Genomic DNA, 19,648 nt, shown 5'->3' on the forward strand with positions numbered 1-19,648 from the left:
CCGGGGCGGTCGACGTGGCCGGGGTCTCGTGGGTGCTCACGGCAGCTCCTTCAGGCCGAGGTCCGCCAACAGATCGCGGGCGAGGGTGAGTTCGGCGGCGATGCCGTCGGCGAGCTGGGCTCGAGCGCGGGGGCGCAGTTCCGGCGGGAGTGCCTGCCAGGTGTAGGTCTCGACCTCGAGATGGTGGGTGAGCGGGTGCGGGCCGCCGACCATCCGGGCCAGGGCGTCCTTGAGCACGGGCAGTGTGGAGGTGAGGGGTGCGGCGGGGGCCGCGTGCAGCGGCACGTGGAAGTGGGCGCGCCACGGGGAGGAGTCGGGCAGTGCGTCCTCCTTGATGGCCTGGCCGAGGTCGTCGGTGCCGCGGAGTCCGGCAGCGGTGAGGGTGCGGGTCTGGTGCAGGAAGCGGGGTTCGTCGAACGCGGCGAGGGCCTCGCGGACTTCGGGGAGGTGAGGGTGTTCGGCGTGCAGGGCGGCCGACAGCTGGGATTTGACGACGGGAACGCCTGCGGCGGCCAGCCGGTCCAGGGCGGTATGCGGGTCCTCGAAGGAGGTGGCGAGGTGGCAGGTGTCGACGCAGACGCCGATGCGGTCGCGGCCGATGGCGGCGAGCGGGGCGATGGCGTCGGCCGTGGTCTCGACGGTGCAGCCGGGTTCCGGTTCCAGGCCGACGCGGATGGAGCGTCCGGTCAGCTCCTCCAGCGCGTCGAGGCGTTCGGCGAGAGTGCGCAGGGCGGCATGGGCCAGGGCGGCTCGGTCGTCGTCGTACGCGGTGCGCCAGGCGAGCGGGAGCGTGGAGATGGTGCCCTCTGTGACGTCGTCGGGGAGGAGTCCGGCGAGGAGGCGGGCGAGGGCGGTCGTGTGGTCGAGTCGCTCGGGGTCGGCCCAATCCGGCTTGTAGACCCGGTATTTGACCTCTTCGGCGCCGAATCCTTCGTACGGGAAGCCGTTGAGGGTGACGACTTCGAGGCCGCGGTGGTCGAGTTCCGCGCGCAGGCCGCGGAGGGCGGACGGGTCGGTGACGAGAGCGTGGGCGGCGTCCTTGGCGAGCCACAGACCGATGCCGAGCCGGTCGCGGCCGAGCCGCTTGCGTACGGGCTCGCAGTGGTCCCGGAGCTGGGCGAGGACGCCACCGAGGGTCTCGGCGGGGTGGACGTTGGTGCAGTAGGCGAGGTGGACGGTGGAGCCGTCGGGGTGGCGGAAGCGCATCTTCGGTCACGCCTCCGTGGTTGCCGGGAAGGGCTGGGTGTCGGTCTTGGGCCCGGGCTCCGGCGCGGTCTCCGGGACCGGCTTGGGGACGCCGCGGAGGATGGAGTTGCCCTCGTGGGTGGCGTCCGTGCCGGCGACGTCGAGGTCGAGGCGACCGCTGAGGCCGTAGAAGGCCACGGGGTTGCGCCACAGCACCTGGTCGACGTCGTCCTCGGTGAAGCCTGCCTTCAGCAGGGCGTCGGCGACCTTGCGGGTCTTCAGCGGATCGCTCTTGCCCCAGTCGGCCGCGGAGTTGACCAGTACCTTCTCCGGTCCGTACTCCTGCAGGACCGCGACCATCCGTTCCTCGTCCATCTTGGTGTCCGGATAGACGGAGAAGCCGAGCCAGCAGCCGCCGTCCTTGGCCTCCTTGACCGTGGTCTCGTTGAGGTGGTCGATCAGGACGTGGTCCGGGGGCAGTGCGGACTCCCGGACCACGTCGAGGGTGCGGCGCAGGCCCGCCAGCTTGTCGCGGTGCGGAGTGTGGACCAGGGCGGGCAGCGCGTACTCGGCGGCGAGCTGGAGCTGTACGGCCAGGGCGGTGTCCTCGGCCGGCGTCATCGAGTCGTAGCCGATCTCGCCGACGGCCACCACGTGGTCCTTGACGAGATACCGGGGCAGCTCGTCGAGGACGGGGGCACAGCGGGGGTCGTTGGCCTCCTTGGGGTTCAGCGCGATGGTGCAGTGGTGGGCGATGCCGTACTGGGCCGCGCGGAAGGGTTCCCACCCGAGGAGGGAGTCGAAGTAGTCGAAGAAGGAGGCGGGTGAGGTGCGGGGCTGGCCGAGCCAGAAGGCGGGTTCGACGACGGCGCGGACGCCGGCGGCGTGCATGGCCTCGTAGTCGTCGGTGGTCCGTGACGTCATATGGATGTGGGGGTCGAAGATGCGCATCAGGACTCCTTGCCTTCGGTGCCGCACGTGCCGTCGGGGGCGGTCGGGCCGTCCGGCGCGTCGGTTCCGGTGGGGGTGGCCGGGTGCCCGGTGAGGGCCAGGACGCGGTGCAGGTCGTGGGGGACTGGGCGGTCGGCGGCCCTGCGTTCGTCCGCGTAGTCGCCGAGCATGCGGGCCAGTTCGGCGTCGGCGCGGGCGCGGCGGGGAAGGTCGGCCACGGCGTCCACGGGGACGCCGGTGAACAGGCACTTCAGGACGGCGTGCCGCCAGTTGTGGGTGTCCAGGTGGCGGGCGGCGTACGGACCGACGGCGGCGGCCACCAGCCGGGTGTCGTTGGTGCGCAGGGCGTCCTCGACGACTGGCAGCGCCTCGGGTCCTGCCACGAGGTGGGGCAGGGCCTCCAGGACGGCGCGGCGTTCGTCGGCGGTGCCCTGGCGGTAGACGCGGACGAGGGTCGGGGCGTCGGCCCGGGCCGCGTGCAGGAGGAGGACGCGGGCCGCCTCGGCGTATTCGGGTCCGCAGCGGCGGCCCGCCTCGGCGAAGCGCAGCTCCCACACGGGGACGGGGACGGGGACGGGCCCGTTGGCGCCCGGGTGGGCCGCCGCCTCGTCGAGGGCCTGGTCCAGCCAGGCCCGGGCGGCGCCGCCGAGGACGGAGTTCAGCCGGGAGTGCAGGACGGTGAGGGCGGCCGGGGCCTCCGTCGGGGTGGCGCGAGCGGTGCCGGCGGCGTCGTGGAGGTCGTTCACGGGGTTCTCCCTTCGGAGGCGGTGGGGCCCTCTCCGGGAAGGCTCGGCCGGGCGGGGCCCTGGGGGACGAAGGCGGAGGCCGCGTGCTGGAGGAACGGGAGGGACTGTTGGGCCAGTTGAGGGCCGGCGTGGGAGTGGCGGGGCAGTTCGACGGAGACCAGCCCCCGGTAGCCCGTGGTGGCCAGGGCTTCGAGTACGGGTGGGAAGTCGATCTCCCCGTCGCCGAAAGGGAGGTGTTCGTGGACGCCGCGGCGCATGTCCTCGATCTGGACGTGCCGCAGCCAGGGGGCGGCGTCGCGTACGCAGTCGGCGGGTGACCGCGGTTCGAGGCACTGGCAGTGGCCGATGTCGAGGGTGAGTCCGAGGGCGTCCGGGCTGCCGAGTGTGGTGCGCAGGCGGTGGAAGTCGTCGAGTGTGGCGAGGAGGTGACCGGGCTCGGGTTCGATGGCGAGCGGGATTCCGGCGCCGGTGGCGGCGTCGAGGACGGGGGTGAGGGCTTCGGCGAGCCGCTTCCAGGCGACGTCCTCGGCCACTTCCCCGTCCGATCCGTCGCCCGCTCTCCCGTCTGCCCCGCCACCCGCTCCGTCGCCCGCCCCGGCATTCGCTCCCTCGTCCGCCCCGGCATCCACTCCGTCATCCGGGACGGCGGTGCTCGACGCATTCGACTGTCCGGCCGTTTCCTTCGGGAGGGTGCCGCTGAAGCAGTGCACGGCATGGGCGCCGAGGTCGCCCGCGATTCGGACGGCACGGACAAGGAGGTCGACGCGCCGGGCTCGTTGTTCCGGGTCCGGGTCGAGCAGGGACGGGCCGTGCTTGCGCCTCGGGTCGAGTACGTAGCGGGCGCCGGTCTCCAGGGTGACGCCCAGGCCGAGTTCGTCCAGTCTGCGGGCGAGCCTGCGCGTGCGGGCAGCGAGGTCAGGGGCGAGCGGATCGAGGTGCATGTGGTCGAGGGTCAGCCCCACGCCGTCGTAGCCGAGGTCGGCGAGGAGGGAGAGGGCGTCGTCCAGGCGCAGGTCGGTCAGACCGTTGGTGCCGTAGGAGAAACGGAGGGGATGGGGGGCCGCCCGGGCTTCGGAGCGGGGGCTCGACTGAGGGTTCATGTCACGCTCACCTTTCGGCTGAACCTGCGGGCGGCCGGGGCGAGGGCGGCCGTCAGCAGAGCCGTTACAGGGGCTCCGGAGCGTGCGGCGAGGGCTGCCTGGAGCGGAATCATGGCTCGGATGCCGCCGCCGACGGCTCTCTGGGTGAGTGGGGGTGACGGATTGAGGGCGGCGTGGAAGAGAGGGCGGGCGGAGGTCACCGCGTAGAGGACGGCGAGGGCTCCGCTCAGGGCTGCGGCGCCCGGAGTGGCTTCCCTGACGGCAAGATGCCTGAAGGTCGCCCACTTGAACGTCTCCCCTCGGGAGACGGATTGCCCCAAGGCAACCCCCCTGGAGGGAGGTCGCCTCCAGGGGAGTTGCCTTGGGGCCGTGCCGACAGGGGTCGTCGCCGCGCGCCCCGGTGGCCGGTCGCCCGTCCAGCCGTCGCCCGTCCCGCCGTCGCTCCCACGGCTGTCGCTCCCACGGCCGTCCCGTGTCAGGGACCAGGTCAGGGCCGTTGTCGTGGCCAGGGCGGTCAGTGGGGCCCAGGGGGAGCCGCCCTCGGTCTCGTGGCGGGAGACCGTGGTGACTGCCAGGGTGTGGGTGGCCAGGGTCAGGGCGGACGGCACGACCTTGCGGATGTCGCCGCCCGAGGCCACCCCTCCGAGGAGGAGGTCCAGTCCTCGGGCCGCGGCCATCGCCAGGGGTCCTGCGGGCGTGCGCTTGAGGACCAGGTCGTACGACCAGACCGTGGCCGCCAGGGCACCGGCGACCGCGAGCGGCCCCCGCCCGGCCCGGGACGCCAGCGCCAGACCCGCCACTGTCAGGCCTCCGGCGGCCGCCAGGGCAGCGGCCGGCCTGACGCGGCCGGAGGGCAGCGGGCGGTGTGGGCGGTCCACGGCGTCCTCCGCGCGGTCGGCCCAGTCGTTGAGGGCCATACCGGCCTCGTACAGGCAGAGGGAGGAGCCGATGGCCAGCAGGGTTCGAGGGTTCGGGCGGGCCCCGGCAGCGGCGGCGCCCGCGAGCGCGTCGCCGGGGACCGTGAACAGGGCGGGAAGCCGCAGGAGTTCCACCCATGCACGCAGTCCCGCCCCCGCCTCGCGCGGCTCCGGCCTCGACGGCTGCGGCTGCGGCTGCGGGTGCGGGTGTGCGTGTGGGTGTGGGTGTCGCCCAGGCACCCCGCGCCGCCCGGACACGCCACGCCGCTCGGGCCGTATCAACCCGCTCAGGGTGGCCAGGCCGCTCAGCCGGCTCATCGCCGCTCCCCGGCGAGACCTTCCGCGTCCCCGGGCCCTGCCTGCGCTCCCCCGGGCCCCGGCGGCTGCGCCAGTTCCGGCGAACGGGCCAGTTCCCGCAGGCGGCCGGCGAAGTCCACCAGCTCCGCGTACTGCTCGCCCAGGGCGGCGGGCCCCTCCCCCACAGGGTCCTTGAAGTAGAAGCCCAGTTCGCCCACCGGACCCGACAGGCCGACCTCGTGGGCCCGGGCCACCAGACGGGCCAGGTCCAGGATCAAGGGGGCGGCGAGGGACGAGTCGCAGCCCTGCCAGGTCGTCTGAAGGACCATCCGGGTACCGAGGAAGCCGTCGAAGGCGATGTGGTCCCAGGCGGTCTTCCAGTCGCCGAGGGACGGTACGTCGTCGATGTGGGTCTCGCCCTCGGGGACCGTGCCGAGGGTGTCTGCCAGGACGCGTTCCTTGCCCGCGTTCTTCGCGGCAGCGGCGGCCGGGTCGGCGAGGGCCGCGCCGTCGCCGCCGCCCAGCAGGTTCGTACCGGACCACGCGCGGACCGTCAGCGCGCGCTGCGCGAACATCGGGCCGAGGACCGACCGCAGCAGGGTCTGTCCGGTCTTGCCGTCCCGGCCCGCGTACGGCAGTCCGGACGAGGTGGCCGCCGACGCGAGCCGCGGGTGGTGCAGGCCCATGGACGGAGTGAAGTTGACGTACGGGCAGCCGGCCCGCAGCGCGGCCGACGCGTACAGCGAACTGGCGGGGAGCGCGGTGCCCTCGGGGACGGGTTCCGTGGACGCCACGTTCACCACGACGGCCCTGGTCACACCGGTCCGGCGGACGAAGTCGCGGATGTCGCGGGCCAGGTCCTCGACCAGTTCCTCCTCGCTCCGCGTGTCGCCGGACAGCGGGCCGCCGATCCTGATCTCCCGATCGGCGGCGGCCAGTTCGGCGGCCACGGCGGACGGCAGGTCGTGCGGCAGGACACCGCCGGCGGCGAGCGACTCGGCCCGTTTCGGCAGCGGGCAGTCCAGCACGTCGTGGCCGCCGAAGACGAGCGAGGACAAGGGGGGCAGGCCCGCCTCGTGGAAGACGCCGGTCTCGGTCACCATGCCGGTCGGCGGATGGAGCCCGGCCGTGATGGCCGCGCAGCCCGCGACGGCGGTCGTGGCGACGGAGCCGCGCGCTCCGATCAACCACACTCCGACCCGAGAAGGGGATACAGACGGTTCGGCGGACATGGGCAGCCTCCCTCTCAAACGCGAACTCGTACGCGAACTCATACGCGAACCGGACTCGCGGTCGTACGCGGTCCGGGACCTGCGGGAAAGATGCGGGGCACATGCGGGTCACACGCGAGTCACATGCAGGAAAGACGGTGCCGGAGGGGTGGGGGGTGGAGGGGAAAAGACGGCGGGCGGGGGTCCGGCGTCCCCCGCCCGCCGCCGCTCAATTGCCCTGCTCGGCGGATCGCACCGGTCGCACCGGCAGTTGCTTGATCCGGACGTCGCGGAAGGACACCTGGTCCTCGGCCCCGTGGTTCTGGATGCCGACATGACCGTCCCGCAGGCTGCGCGCCGGATCGGTGTTGGTGTAGTCGTTGATCTTCACGCCGTTGAGCCAGACGCGGAGTCGTTCACCCTCCACGCGGATCTCGTACGTGTTCCACTCCCCCGGCGGGTTCAACGCACGGTCGCGCTTCTTGATGTCGGCGGACTGGAAGCTGTACACGGCCCCGGTGGTGCGGTCGGGGGCGTCGGACGCGTCGATCTGGATCTCGTACCCGTTGTCGACGGCCGACCAGGGGTCGTCGGAGGCCGGGAAGCCCACGAACACCCCGGAGTTGTCGTCACCGCCCGCGCTCGCCATCTTCCAGTCGAGCTTCAGCGAGTACGAGTTGAACTCCGAGGCGCCGTACCAGAGCATGCCCAGGCCACCGGAGGACGTGAGCGTTCCGTCCTCCGAGAGCGAGAACGAGCCCGGCCCCGCCTGTTTCCAGGCCGCCAGTGACTCGGCAGTCCCGTCGAAGAGCGGCGTGTATCCCTTCTCCGGACGGCAGTCGGCCTGTGCCGCTCCGACGGCCCAGCGGATGCCGCCCAGCAGGTGCTGCCGGAAGGCGGGATCGGCGTACGACTCCTTGGTGTGGCCGGTACCCGTGTAGAAGGAACGGCCGCCCCGGTACTCCTGGCACCAGGCGATCGGGTGATCGCCGCTCATCGTGCCGCCGCTGTACGACGACTCGTCGAGCGAGGCCAGGACATGGGCCCGGTCCCGTGGATTGGAGCGGTAGTTGTACCACTCGTCCGTGCGGTTCCAGGACTCCTCCAGGTGCGAGGTGGCCGGGTGGGCCCGGTCCTCGACCGCGATCCGGGCGGGCTGGATCGCCGGGTGCGACTGGAAGTAGGCGCCGGCCAGGCCGCCGTAGAACTCCCAGTCGTACTCGGTGTCGGCGGCCGCGTGGATGCCCACGTAACCGCCCCCGCGTCCGATGTACCGCTCGAACGCCTTCTGTTGGGCCTGGTTGAGGACGTCCCCGGTGGTGGAGAGGAACACCACGGCGTCGTACCGGGCGAGGGTTTTCGTGGAGAAGGCCCCCGCGTCCTCGGTGGCGTCCACCGCGAACCCGTTCTCGGCGCCGAGGGCCTTCACCGCGGCGATCCCCTCGGGGATGGAGTCGTGCCGGAACCCGGCGGTCTTGGAGAACACCAGGACCCGCTCACCCGCCGCGGATCCCTTCGGCTCTTTCGTTCCCTCCGAACCTGAACCCTCCGAACCCTTCGACGCGGCCGGTCCCGACACACACCCGATGAGCAGGGCGGCGCCGACAACAGCGGTGACCGTACGGCCGGTTGCCTTCATGACGGACCTCCCTCAGCGGGTAGTGAAGGTGAAGTCGTCCACGTCGTACAGGGCGCCGGTGCTGCTCCCCTTGAAGACGAGGTAGAACGTGGTCGTGCCGCGCGGTGCCTTGGACAGGGAGGCGCTGACGTCCTGGAAGGTCTCCCAGCCGCCGGTCACCGGGACGGTCGCGCTGCCCAGCAGACGGCCGGTGGGCGAGCCGGCGCGGACCTCCAGCTTGCCGCCCTTGCCTGCGGAGGAGACACGTGCCGTGAGCTTGGTGGCGTTGCTCAGGACGTACGGATCGAAGGAGATCCAGTCCTTGTTGCTGATGTCACCGACGGTCTTTCCGCCGTGTGCGCCGACCCTGGTCGTGACCGTGACGCCCTCGGACTTGCCGAAGTGCTCGGCCTGCCGGTGCTTGGGCTGGACGACGGACTGGTCGTGCGTGGTGAGCGCCTCCTGGCCGCCGCCTCCGCCGTCGGTGTACTCCGCGTCGAAGACACCGAAGATGTTCGCGTCCTCGTCGTGGCCGCCGTCGGCGCTGGTCTGGATGGTGCCGGAGCAGCCGTTCGCCGAGGTCACCGGGTGGCCGTGGCTGTCGTGGCCGAGGACGAAGGTGACCTTCACCTTGGCGCAGTCGATGGTGCGGTCCTCCGGGTCGGTCACCTTCACCTTGAAGGGCACGGCGTCACCGAAGGCGAACAGCTGGCCGTCCTCGGGAAGTTGGAGGGTCACCTTGGGCGCGGTGTTGCCGACGACGATCTGCACACTGGAGCTGCCGGTGCGGCCGCTCGGGTCCTTCGCCGTCAGCGTCGCGGTGTATGTGCCGTTCTTCTTGTACGTGTACGTCGGGTTGGCCGAGGTCGACTTGCCCCCGTCACCGAAGTCCCAGCTGTACGTGAGGGTGTCGCCGTCGGCGTCCGTGGAGCCCGCGGAGGAGAACTTCACCTTCAGCGGCGCCTGTCCGGAGGTACGGTCGGCCGCGGACTGAGCCACGGGCGAGTGGCCGTCGGTCGCGTTCTCGATCCGGTAGAGGCCGGAGTTCTCGTCACCGCCGAACCACGACAGCCCGTAGTCGAGGACGTAGAGCGCGCCGTCCGGACCGAAGGCCATGTCCATGATCTGGGTGCCCGTCCACGGCACGTCGTTGATGGACTGCACGGTCCCGCTGTCGTCCGACGAGATCCGCTTGATCCACTGGCGGCCGAACTCCCCGGCGAAGAAGTCCCCGTCGTACGCCTCCGGGAACTTGACCGGCGAGTCGAGCGAGGCGTCGTAGTCGTAGACCGGGCCGCCCATCGGGGACTCGGAGCCGGTGCCGAACTCGGGTACGGAGTCACCGTCGTAGGGGATCCAGGCGGCCTGGGCCGGGGGCAGGTCCGTCAGGCCGGTGTTGTTCGGCGAGGTGTTCTTGGGTGCGGAACAGTCGAAGGAGGCACCCGAGGTCTTCGTCTCGAAGTCGTAGTCCACGTAGGCGTCGTTGTCGCCTGTGCAGTACGGCCAGCCGAAGTTGCCCGGCTTGGTCACCCGGGCGAACTCGACCTGTCCGGCGGGGCCGCGCGTGGGGTTGGCGGCGCCGGCGTCCGGGCCGTAGTCGCCGACGTAGAGGATGCCGGTCTTCTTGTCGACGCTGAAGCGGAACGGGTTGCGGAAGCCCATCGCGTAGATCTCGGGGCGTGTCTTGTCCGTGCCCGGCGCGAAGAGGTTGCCGTCGGGGATCCCGTACGAGCCGTCGGCGTTCACCTTGACGCGCAGGATCTTGCCGCGCAGGTCGTTGGTGTTGCCGGAGGTGCGCTGCGCGTCGAAGACGGGGTTGCGGTTCGCGCGCTCGTCGAGGGGCGCGTAGCCGTCCGACTGGAACGGGTTGGAGTCGTCACCGGTCGACAGGTAGAGGTTGCCGGCCGCGTCGAAGTCGATGTCGCCGCCGACGTGGCAGCAGATGCCGCGGGTCGCCGGGACGTCGAGGACCTTCTTCTCGCTGGCGTTGTCGAGGGTGCCGTCGGCCTTCAGGACAAAGCGGGAGAGGCGGTTGACGCCGTCGAAGGGCGCGAAGTCGGCCGCGGTGCCCGTCTCGGGGGCGTCGCCCGCCGGGGTGTCGAGCGGCGGGGCGTAGTAGAGGTAGATGAAGCGGTTGTCGGCGAAGCCGGGGTCGATACCGACGCCCTGCAGGCCTTCCTCGTCGTGCGAGTAGACGTCGAGCTTGCCCGCCAGCCTGGTGTTGCCGGCGCTGTCGGTGATCCGCAGCTCACCGTCGCGCGAGGTGTGGAGTACCGAGCGGTCCGGGAGGACGGCCAGCGACATGGGCTCGCCGGTCTCGGGTTCGCCCTTGGCGAGGGTGACCTGCTGGAAGTCCTCCGCGGCGGCCGGCGCGGCGGGGGCGGCGCCCGGGTCGGCCACGGCCGCGCCCGCCGGGGGCGTGGCGAGGGTGAGCGAGGCACCGGCGAGGAGCGCTCCGGTGAGCAGGGCGAGCGCTTTGCGGAATCGTATTTTCGGGCGGTCTCTGTGGCTCTCGGTTCTGGTGGTGCTGGTGGGGTCGTTCGCGTGCACGGGTGCCTCCAGGATGGAGCTGGTGGTTCATGCGGGTGCGATACGCCGGGGTGCGCCGTCACCCCGGAGGTGGTGGAAACCCTTGGAAGAGGGCTCAGTCGTTGCCTTCTTCCGTACGGTGTCAGTCGTTGCCCTTTTCCGTACGGTGTCAGTCGTTGCCCTCTTCCGTACGGTGTCGGTCGTTGCCCTTTTCCGTACGGTGTCGGTCGTTGCCGTCGTCCGGCGTCAGTCGTTGCCGCCGAACGCCGCGTCGAAGGAGGCCGTCGGCGGTTCGAAGTCGAAGGCCTTCAGCCGGGTGAGTGCCTCGGGTGCACCCTGGAGACGGTCCATGCCCGCGTCCTCCCACTCGACCGAGATCGGTCCCTTGTAGTCGATGGAGCGCAGCATCCGGAACACGTCCTCCCAGGGGACGTCGCCATGGCCCGCGGACACGAAGTCCCAGCCGCGGCGGGGGTCGCCCCACGGCAGATGCGAGCCGAGGCGTCCGTTGCGGCCGTCGAGCCGCTTGCGCGCTTCCTTGCAGTCGACGTGGTAGATCCGGTCGCGGAAGTCCCACAGGAAGCCGACCGGGTCGAGGTCCTGCCACACGAAGTGCGACGGGTCGAAGTTCAGCCCGAAGGCCGGCCGGTGGTCGACCGCCTGCAGCGCACGCTGGGTTGTCCAGTAGTCGTACGCGATCTCGCTGGGGTGGACCTCGTGCGCGAACCGCACACCCTCGGCGTCGAAGACATCGAGGATCGGGTTCCAGCGCATGGCGAAGTCCTCGTAGCCGCGCTCGATCATCGACTCGGGGGCGGGTGGGAACATCGCGACCAGGTGCCAGATCGCGGAGCCGGTGAAGCCGATGACCGTGTCGACGCCGAAGGCCGCCGCGGCGCGCGCGGTGTCGGCGATCTCGGCCGCCGCCCGCTGCCGTACGCCCTCCGCCTCGCCGTCGCCCCAGATGCGGGCGGGGAGGATCGCCTGGTGGCGTTCGTCGATGATGGCGTCGCAGACGGCCTGGCCGACCAGGTGGTTGGAGATGGCCCAGCACTTGAGGCCGTACTTGTCGAGCAGTTCTCGCCTGGAGTCCAGGTACGCGGGGTCGGCGAGGGCCTTGTCGACCTCGAAGTGGTCGCCCCAGCAGGCGAGTTCGAGGCCCTCGTAGCCGAAGTCGCGGGCGAGGCGGCAGACCTCTTCGAGCGGCAGGTCGGCCCACTGGCCGGTGAACAGCGTGAAGGCGCGCGGCATGGGACTGGCCCTCCTCAGCTCGCTATGGGGGTGAAGACGGAGTTCTTCTCGGCGCTCTCCTCGACCGCCGCTAGCACGCGCTGCACCTGCAGCCCGTCCGCGAAGGAGGGCAGCGGCCGCTCGCCGTCCGCGATGGCGTGGACCAGGTCGCGGGCCTGGTGCACGAAGGTGTGCTCGTAGCCCAGCCCGTGGCCCGGTGGCCACCAGGCGTCCAGGTAGGGGTGGTCGGGCTCGGTGACGAGGATGCGGCGGAAGCCGGCGTGGGTGCCGGGCTCCGTGCCGTCGTGGTAGTGGAGCTCGTTGAGGCGTTCCAGATCGAAGAACAACGAGCCCTTCTCCCCGTTGAGTTCGATGCGCAGGGAGTTCTTGCGCCCGGTCGCGAACCGGGTGGCCTCGAAGGAGGCGAGGGCGCCCGAGGCGAACCGTCCGGTGAACAGGGCGGCGTCGTCGACCGTGACGGCCCCCAGTTCACCGCCGCCGGCCGCCGAGAGGCCGCTGGACGCTCCGGAGAGCAGCGGCCGCTCCCGTACGAACGTCTCGGTGATGGCGGACACCCCGGTCACCGGTTCTCCCGCGAGGTACTGCGCGAGGTCGACGATGTGGGCGCCCAGGTCGCCGAGCGCGCCCGAGCCGGCCGTCTCCTTGCGCAGCCGCCAGGTCAGCGGGAACTCACGGTCCACCAGCCAGTCCTGAAGGTATGTCACCCGTACGTGCCGCAGGGCGCCGAGCCGGCCCTCGGCGACCATCTTCCTGGCGAGTGACGTCGCGGGCACCCGGCGGTAGTTGAAGCCGACCATCGCCACCTGGCCGCGTGCGGCGGCGGCCTCGGCGGCCTCGACCATCGCCTCGGCCTCCTCGACCGTGTTGGCGAGGGGCTTCTCGCACAACACGTGCTTGCCCGCGGCGAGGGCGGCGACGGCGATCTCGGCGTGGCTGTCGCCGGGGGTGCAGATGTCCACGAGGTCGACGTCGTCGCGGGCGATCAGGGCCCGCCAGTCGGTCTCGGCGGCCGCCCAGCCGAGCCGGCCGGCCGCCACTCGTACAGCCGCCGCGTCACGGCCGCAGACGGCGGCGAGGACGGGCCGGCGCGGCAGATCGAACACGTGGCCCACGGTGCGCCAGCCCTGGGAGTGGGCGGCGCCCATGAACGCGTATCCGATCATGCCCACGCCCAACGGGGGCTTGCCGGCCTGTACCCCGGCCTGTGCCCCGGCTTGTGCCTCGTCGGGCTGCTGCGGCTGTGCCATGCGGAGGTCCTCCTCTTCGTCGTGGCGCTGTGGGGGGTGTACGGGGCGCTCCGCCGGCTTGCGGTGGTTCGGAAGCTGCGGGTTCGTTGTGGCCGGTCGCGCAGTTCCCCGCGCCCCAGAAGGGCGCCCCCGGCGGGCGCCCCTGACAAGGGCACGGCCTACTTGAAGCCCGTCGGCAGGTACGTCTTGACGTTCTCCTTGTCGACGACGGCCGAGTAGAGCGTCAGGGACGAGGGGATCTCGAACTCGGCGAGGCCGCCGACTCCCTTGCTCTGGCCGAGCGCGCGGGCGAGGTCGATCGCGGACGCGGCCATCGTGGGCGGGTAGAGAACGGTGGCCTTGAGGACGCTGTTGTCCGACTGGATGGCCTGCATGGCGGACAGCGCGCCCGCGCCGCCGACCATCAGGAAGTCGTCGCGCCCGGCCTGCTCGATGGCGCGCAGCGCGCCGACTCCCTGGTCGTCGTCGTGGTTCCACAGCGCGTCGAACTTCGACTGGGCCTGCAGGAGCTGGGACATCTTGGCCTGTCCCGACTCGACGGTGAAGTCGGCGGCCTGGCGGGCCACCTTCTTGATGTTCGGGTAGTTCTTGAGGGCGGCGTCGAAGCCCGCGGAGCGCTGCTTGGTGAGTTCCAGGTTGTCGAGTCCGGCCAGTTCGATGACCTTGGCGTTCTTCTTGCCCTTGAGCTTCTCGCCGATGTAGTTGCCGGCGTTGAGGCCCATGCCGAAGTTGTCGCCGCCGATCCAGCAGCGGTACGCCTGCGGGGAGTTGAAGATCCGGTCGAGGTTCACCACCGGGATGCCGGCCCGCATGGCCTTGAGGCCGACCTGGGTGAGGGCCTTGCCGTCCGCGGGCAGGATCACCAGGACGTCGACCTTCTTGTTGATCAGCGTCTCTATCTGGCCGATCTGGGCCGCGGTGTCGTTGGAGCCCTCGGTGATCTCCAGCGTCACGTCCTCGTACTTCTTGGCGCGGTTCTTGGCGTTGTCGTTGATCGCGTTGAGCCAGCCGTGGTCGGCCTGCGGGCCGGCGAAGCCGATGGTGACCTGCTTGCCCTTCTTGTCGTCGGCGGCGGGCTGGTCGTTGGAGGCCGGCTCGTCGCCGGAGTCGTTGCTGGTGCAACCGGTGAGGAGGACACCGGCCGAGACGGCGGCGGTACCGAAGAGAAGTCCTCTGCGGCTCGTGAGCTCTGGCATGGCGGTGGTCCCTTTCCTCAAGGCGTATCCCTCGGGTGGTGCAAGACGGTGCTGCGCGTGGTCCTGCGCCTACTGCTTCACCCAGTGCCGCGCGCACTGCTCCACGTGCTGCTCTACGTGGTGCTTCACGCAGTGCGTTACGTGGCGCGCTACGTGGTGTTCGCGGTGCGGCGCTGGACGAGTACGGCGGCGACGATGATCGCGCCCTTGGCTATCTGCTGGACGTCGCTCTGCAGGTTGTTCAGGGCGAAGAGGTTCTGGATCGTGATGAAGATCAGAACCCCGAGCACCGAACCGGTGATGGTGCCGCGCCCCCCGCTGAGCAGGGTGCCGCCGATGATCGCGGCGGCGATCGCGTCGAGTTCGTACAGGTTGCCGTTGGTGTTCTGGCCCGAGCCGGACAGGATGATCAGCATGAAGGCCGCGATGCCGCAGCACAGTCCGGAGAGCAGGTAGAGGTAGAGACGCTGGCGGCGTACGTCGATGCCGGCGAGCCGGGTCGCCTCCGCGTTACCGCCGACGGCCACCGTGCGCCGTCCGAAGGTGGTGCGGTTGAGTACGAGCCAGCCGATGATCGTCACGACCGCGAACATCATGACGAGTGGCGGGATGCCCAGGACGTAGGAGTCCCGCTCACCGAGGTCGAGGACGCCCTCGACGCTGACGACCTGGGTGTTGCCGTCGGTGATCTGGAGGGCGAGACCTCGGGCCGAGGCGAGCATGGCGAGGGTCGCGATGAACGGCACCATGGCGCCGTACGCGATCAGCAGCCCGTTCACCAGGCCGCAGCCGACGCCGACGAGCACCGCCGTGAAGAGGATGCCCGCGAAGCCGTACTCCTGGGTGGCGACGGTGGTCGCCCACACAGAGGCGAGCGCCACGATCGCGCCGACGGACAGGTCGATGCCGCCGGAGGTGATGACGAAGGTCATCCCGACGGTGACGACTCCGATCACCGAGGCCTGGGTGAGGACGAGTTGGAGGTTGCGGGTGTCGAGGAACGCGTCGGGCTTGGTGATGCCTCCGATGAGGATCAGGACGGCGAGCACACCGAGCAGTGACAGGGTGCGGACGTCGGCGCGGGCCACGACCGCCCACCACGGGCCGGGTTCCACCTGCGGTGACAGCTTCGGGGTGTTGTCCCTCGGCGGGGACACGGGCTGCGTCATGACGCCGGACTTCCTTCCATGACGAGGTCGAGTACGCGGTGTTCGTCGAGCTCCTGGGCGGGCGCCGTATGCACGACCCGGCCTTCTCGGAGCACCAGGACGCGGTCGGCGAGGCCGAGGACCTCGGGTACTTCGCTGGAGACCATCAGCACGGCCAGGCCTTCGTCGGCGAGGCGGCGGACGACGGCGTACAGCTCGGCACGGGCGCCGACGTCGACGCCGCGGGTCGGTTCGTCGAGCAGCAGCACCCGGCAGCCGCGCAGCAGCCAGCGGGCGAGGACCGCCTTCTGCTGGTTGCCGCCGGACAGCGTTCGGATGAGGGCGGCGGGGTTGTCGGGGCGCAGCGACAGTTCTCGCGTCGCCTTGCGCGCCGCCTCCCGTTCGGCGGTCCTGTCCAGCCAGCCTCCGTACGAGAAGCGGGACATGGAGGACACGGACACGTTCCGGGTGACGGACTGCAGCATCAGCAGGGCCTGCGCCTTGCGCTCCTCGGGGGCGAGGCCGAGTCCGGCGGCGACGGCCGCCCGGACACTGCCCGGCCGCAACTCCCGGCCGCCGACGAGTACTTGTCCCGCGCTCGGCTTGCGGGCGCCGTAGATGGTCTCCAGGATCTCGGAGCGGCCGGAGCCGACGAGTCCCGCGAGTCCGACGATCTCGCCGGGGCGCAGAGTGAGGTCGAGCGGTTCGAACTCACCCTCGCGGGTCAGGCCTCGCACTTCGAGCACCGGCTCGGGGAGCGACTGGTGCGTGGGCCGGTCCGGGAAGACGTACTCGACGTTCCGTCCCGTCATCAGCGCGACGACCTCACGGGTCGGCGTCGACTTCGCGGGCAGCCCGCCGGCCACCGCCCGGCCGTCCTTCAGCACCGTGACCCGGTCGCCGATGCGGCGGATCTCCTCCAGGCGGTGCGAGATGTAGACGACGGCGACGCCTTCGGTGGTGAGGTCCGTGACGATGCGGAAGAGGTTGGCGACCTCGTCCGGGTCGAGGGCCGCGGAGGGTTCGTCCATGACGATGAGGCGTACGTCGTGGGAGAGGGCCCGTGCCATGGAGACGATCTGCTGGTGGGCGGCGGACAGCTCGCCCACCAGGCGGGCGGGGTCGATCTCGGGGTGCCCGAGTCGCTTGAGCAGCGCGGCGGTCGACGCCCGCGCCTCCTTGCCGCGTACGACGAATCCGGCGGACGTCGGTTCATGGCCGAGGTAGACGTTCTCGGCCACCGACAGGCCTTCCACCAGGTCGAGTTCCTGGTAGATGGTGGCGATGCCGAGGCGCATGGCGGCGATGGGCGAGCGGAGCGTGACCTGCTGGCCGCGCCAGCCGATCGTGCCGTCGTCGGGCTGGTGGGCGCCGGCCAGGACCTTGATGAGCGTCGACTTTCCGGCGCCGTTCTGGCCGAGCAGGCAGTGCACTTCACCGGTCCGGACGTCGAGGTCGACGCCGTCGAGGGCCCGGACACCGGGGAACGACTTGGTGATGCCGGACATCGTGAGAAGGGGTGGTTCAGGTGCCATGACGGTTCCCCTCGGCATGCAGGCCGGTTTCAGGGCAGGGCGGAGTGAGGCAGGGCGAAGCCGGGTGTGACGTGAGGTGCTGGGTGTGGCGTGAGGTGAGGTATGAGGTGTGGTGCTGTGGCGGCTCTGGAAAGGGTGTTCGCTGTAGCGGCTCTGGAAGAGGTGTCTGCTGTGTCGGCTCTGGGAGGAGTGGCGTCGATGCGGCTCAGGAAGCAGGTGTTACGCGGGTGAGAACAGGTGGTCGCTGATGAGCCGGGCCGCGCCGATGACTCCGGCGGTGGGTCCCAACTCCCCCAGCACGATGGGCAGGTTGCCGGTGGCGAGAGGCAGCGACTGACGGTAGACCTGGGTGCGGATCGCGGCGAGCAGGGTGTGGCCGAGGCCGGTCACCCCGCCGCCGATCACCACCAGGCCCGGATTGAAGAAGCTGACGAGTCCGGCGATGACCTGGCCGGTGCGGGTGCCGCCCTCGCGGATCAGATCGAGCGCGGTGGCGTCACCCGCGGCAGCGGCGGCGGCGACGTCGACGGCGCTCAGTACGCCCGCCGCCTCCAGTCGTGCCGCGAGTTCCTGGGAATGCCCCTGGTGGGCTGCGTCCGTGGCGTCGCGGGCCAGGGCGGCCCCGCTGAAGTGGGCTTCCAGGCAGCCCCGGTTGCCGCACGCGCACGGGCGGCCGTCCGGCACGGCCTGGATATGACCGATGTCGCCCGCGCTGCCCGTCGTACCGCGGTAGACCTCACCGCCGACGACGATCCCGCAGCCGATACCGGTACCGATCTTGACGCAGAGGAAGTCGCCCACGGAGCGGGCCACGCCCGCGTGCTGCTCCCCCATCGCCATCAGGTTCACGTCGTTGTCGACCATGACGGGGCAGCCGAGGTCCTGGCTCAGCGCCTCGCGCACCGGGAACCCGTCCCAGCCCGGCATGATCGGCGGGGCGACCGGGACACCCTCGGGGAAGCGGACAGGACCGGGTACGCCGATACCGGCGCCGTCGAACCCCTCCGCGAGCCCTGATGCCTTCAACTTGGCTGCCATGGACAGGACTTGCTCGAAGACCGCGACCGGGCCCTCGCGCACGTCCATGGGCTGGTTGATGTGCCCCAGCACCTCCAGCTCCGCGTTGGTGACGGCGACGTCGATCGAGGTGGCCCCGATGTCGACGCCCAGGAAGCGCAGCGCGGGAGCGAGCCGGATGTTGTGGGACCGGCGGCCACCGCGGGAGGCGGCGAGTCCGTCGGCCACCACGAGGCCCGTCTCCAGGAGCCGTTCGACCTCCACGGCCAGCTTGGACCGGGAGAGATCGACCTGGTCTCCCAGCTGAGCCCGTGAGTTGGGGCCGTCGTCGCGCAGCAGTCTGAGCAGCCGGGCCTGGTGGGCGTTCCCGGGTCGCGCTGTCATACGTCTCACGAGCCCCTCCCCGCCTCATCGGCACCGCCGTCGTTGTCTTTCGAGGGGAACGTAGCAGTGGTTGCCGAACCTGGGAAGAAGTTACGCACGAATTACCTACGACTTCTTCCACTCAGAGGACAAAGAGAGTTGGGGTGGTAGCCCTCAGCGGCCCCGCGCTGCAGGATGGACACACGCGGCCCGGGCCGCCGTGGCCCGGGGCGGGAGAGGGGGAACACGTGATCTTGGTGACGGGTGCCACGGGGAACGTGGGGGCCTCGGTCGTGCGCGCGGTGGCCGCCGAGGGTGAGCCGGTGCGCGCGCTGAGCCGCTCGGGCGAGGGCGCCGGACTGCCGCGGGGCGCCGAGGCCGTGGCGGGTGACCTGAACCGCCCGGAGACGGTGCGGGAAGCGCTCGACGGTGTGCGCGCCCTGTTCCTCATGCCGGGGTACGAGGGGCAGCGCGCCGTTCTCGCCGACGCGCGGGCCGCGGGTGTGGAGCGGGTGGTGATGCTGTCGGGCAAGTCGGCGAAGGTCGCGGACGACAACGCGGTCACCCGCTATCTGCGGGCGGCGGAGGACGAGGTGCGCGCGTCCGGGCTCGCCTGGACCTTGCTGCGGCCGGTGAGCTTCATGTCCAACGCGCTGTCGCTCGCGGACCAGATCAGCAAGGGTGACGAGGTGCGGGTGCCGTTTCCCGGTGTCCGTACGGCGGACATCGACCCGTACGACATCGCCCAGGTGGCCGCCCGGGCCCTGCTGTCGCCCGAACACGCGGGTCATGCCTACACCCTGACGGGGCCTCAGTCCCTGCTGCCGTCCGACCGTGTCGCCGTCCTCGCCGAGGCGCTGGGCCGGGACCTGCGTACCGTCGGGCTCACGGACGAGGAGACCCGCGAGGCGCTGGGAGCCGCTTTCCCGGCTCCGTACGCCGACGCCTTCCTGCGCTTCTTCGGCGACGGGATCCTGGACGAGTCCCAGGTCCTGCCGACGGTCGAGGAGGTCACCGGCCGGCCGCCGCGCACGTTCCTGGAGTGGGCGCTGGAGCACACGGACGCGTTCTGAATCCGCGGGCCGGCGGGGGCTGGTCGCGCCCCCTGAAAGCGAAAGACCGGGGCGCAGCCCCGTCTTTCAGGGGCGCGCAGAACTGCGCGACCAGCCCCGACGCACCCGCGGACACAGCACGGACCTCCCAGCGAAGCGCCCAACGGGGCGAACGTTGCCTGTCGCGGCACTAGTAGATTGTCGTTGCTTATTTTTGCTGTGTGGTTGGGTAGAGGTGGCGCAGTTTCACGCGGGCGTCGTCGGTGGTGAAGTGCCAGTCGACTT

Annotated in this window: 15 protein-coding genes; 1 reads left to right on the forward strand and 14 read right to left on the reverse strand. The window is 70.9% G+C overall.

The genetic code is table 11. The features are described from left to right. Positions 1-36: 36 nt before the first annotated feature. The 14 genes from eboE to AB0D14_RS39410 all read right to left on the reverse strand — a co-directional run bounded on the left by eboE (position 37) and on the right by AB0D14_RS39410 (position 18,332). A complete protein-coding gene (gene eboE, locus AB0D14_RS39345) occupies positions 37-1,206 on the reverse strand; it encodes a metabolite traffic protein EboE (RefSeq protein WP_362788573.1) in 1,170 nt (389 codons plus the stop codon). Positions 1,207-1,212: 6 nt separating this feature from the next. After that, positions 1,213-2,136, reverse strand: coding sequence for a TatD family hydrolase (locus AB0D14_RS39350; RefSeq protein WP_362788575.1), 924 nt, complete (start codon positions 2,134-2,136; stop codon positions 1,213-1,215). Then, the gene (locus AB0D14_RS39355) at positions 2,136-2,882 is read right to left on the reverse strand and encodes an EboA domain-containing protein (RefSeq protein WP_362788578.1); all 747 of its coding nucleotides are present in this window, start codon (positions 2,880-2,882) and stop codon (positions 2,136-2,138) included. Before AB0D14_RS39355 ends, AB0D14_RS39350 begins: the two co-directional genes overlap by 1 nt. After that, positions 2,879-3,982 (reverse strand): sugar phosphate isomerase/epimerase family protein, encoded by a 1,104-nt coding sequence (locus tag AB0D14_RS39360; RefSeq protein ID WP_362788581.1) that lies wholly within the window; start codon positions 3,980-3,982, stop codon positions 2,879-2,881. The genes AB0D14_RS39355 and AB0D14_RS39360 overlap by 4 nt, the downstream gene beginning before the upstream one ends. Further along, the gene (locus AB0D14_RS39365) at positions 3,979-5,217 is read right to left on the reverse strand and encodes an SCO3242 family prenyltransferase (protein ID WP_362788584.1); all 1,239 of its coding nucleotides are present in this window, start codon (positions 5,215-5,217) and stop codon (positions 3,979-3,981) included. The genes AB0D14_RS39360 and AB0D14_RS39365 overlap by 4 nt, the downstream gene beginning before the upstream one ends. Beyond that, positions 5,214-6,428 (reverse strand): inositol-3-phosphate synthase, encoded by a 1,215-nt coding sequence (locus tag AB0D14_RS39370; RefSeq protein WP_362788587.1) that lies wholly within the window; start codon positions 6,426-6,428, stop codon positions 5,214-5,216. The genes AB0D14_RS39365 and AB0D14_RS39370 overlap by 4 nt, the downstream gene beginning before the upstream one ends. Positions 6,429-6,636: 208 nt before the next feature. After that, positions 6,637-8,046: a ThuA domain-containing protein gene (locus tag AB0D14_RS39375; protein ID WP_362788589.1), complete on the reverse strand. Its 1,410-nt coding sequence runs from the start codon at positions 8,044-8,046 to the stop codon at positions 6,637-6,639. Positions 8,047-8,058: 12 nt separating this feature from the next. Beyond that, complete coding sequence (locus AB0D14_RS39380) at positions 8,059-10,575, reverse strand: PQQ-dependent sugar dehydrogenase (RefSeq protein ID WP_362788592.1); 2,517 nt, start codon at positions 10,573-10,575, stop codon at positions 8,059-8,061. 225 nt (positions 10,576-10,800) lie between these two features. Further along, the gene (locus AB0D14_RS39385) at positions 10,801-11,805 is read right to left on the reverse strand and encodes a sugar phosphate isomerase/epimerase family protein (protein ID WP_362788594.1); all 1,005 of its coding nucleotides are present in this window, start codon (positions 11,803-11,805) and stop codon (positions 10,801-10,803) included. Positions 11,806-11,819: 14 nt separating this feature from the next. Then, positions 11,820-13,052, reverse strand: a complete 1,233-nt coding sequence (locus AB0D14_RS39390; RefSeq protein ID WP_362788597.1) for a Gfo/Idh/MocA family oxidoreductase — start codon at positions 13,050-13,052, stop codon at positions 11,820-11,822. Between the two features lie 158 nt (positions 13,053-13,210). After that, positions 13,211-14,248, reverse strand: a complete 1,038-nt coding sequence (locus AB0D14_RS39395; RefSeq protein ID WP_362788600.1) for a substrate-binding domain-containing protein — start codon at positions 14,246-14,248, stop codon at positions 13,211-13,213. A 149-nt stretch (positions 14,249-14,397) separates the two neighbouring features. Then, positions 14,398-15,417: an ABC transporter permease gene (locus AB0D14_RS39400; protein ID WP_362788603.1), complete on the reverse strand. Its 1,020-nt coding sequence runs from the start codon at positions 15,415-15,417 to the stop codon at positions 14,398-14,400. Next, positions 15,414-16,931, reverse strand: coding sequence for a sugar ABC transporter ATP-binding protein (locus AB0D14_RS39405; RefSeq protein ID WP_362788606.1), 1,518 nt, complete (start codon positions 16,929-16,931; stop codon positions 15,414-15,416). Before AB0D14_RS39405 ends, AB0D14_RS39400 begins: the two co-directional genes overlap by 4 nt. A 219-nt stretch (positions 16,932-17,150) precedes the next feature. Beyond that, positions 17,151-18,332, reverse strand: coding sequence for an ROK family transcriptional regulator (locus AB0D14_RS39410; RefSeq protein WP_362788618.1), 1,182 nt, complete (start codon positions 18,330-18,332; stop codon positions 17,151-17,153). A 227-nt stretch (positions 18,333-18,559) separates the two neighbouring features. Between AB0D14_RS39410 and AB0D14_RS39415 the strand changes: the two genes are divergently transcribed. Next, on the forward strand, positions 18,560-19,384 hold the full coding sequence (locus AB0D14_RS39415) for an NAD(P)H-binding protein (protein ID WP_362788609.1): 825 nt from the start codon (positions 18,560-18,562) through the stop codon (positions 19,382-19,384). Positions 19,385-19,648 lie beyond the last annotated feature (264 nt).

Origin of the sequence: Streptomyces sp. NPDC048484 (genome assembly GCF_040651415.1) — a bacterium.
Lineage (GTDB): Bacteria > Actinomycetota > Actinomycetes > Streptomycetales > Streptomycetaceae > Streptomyces.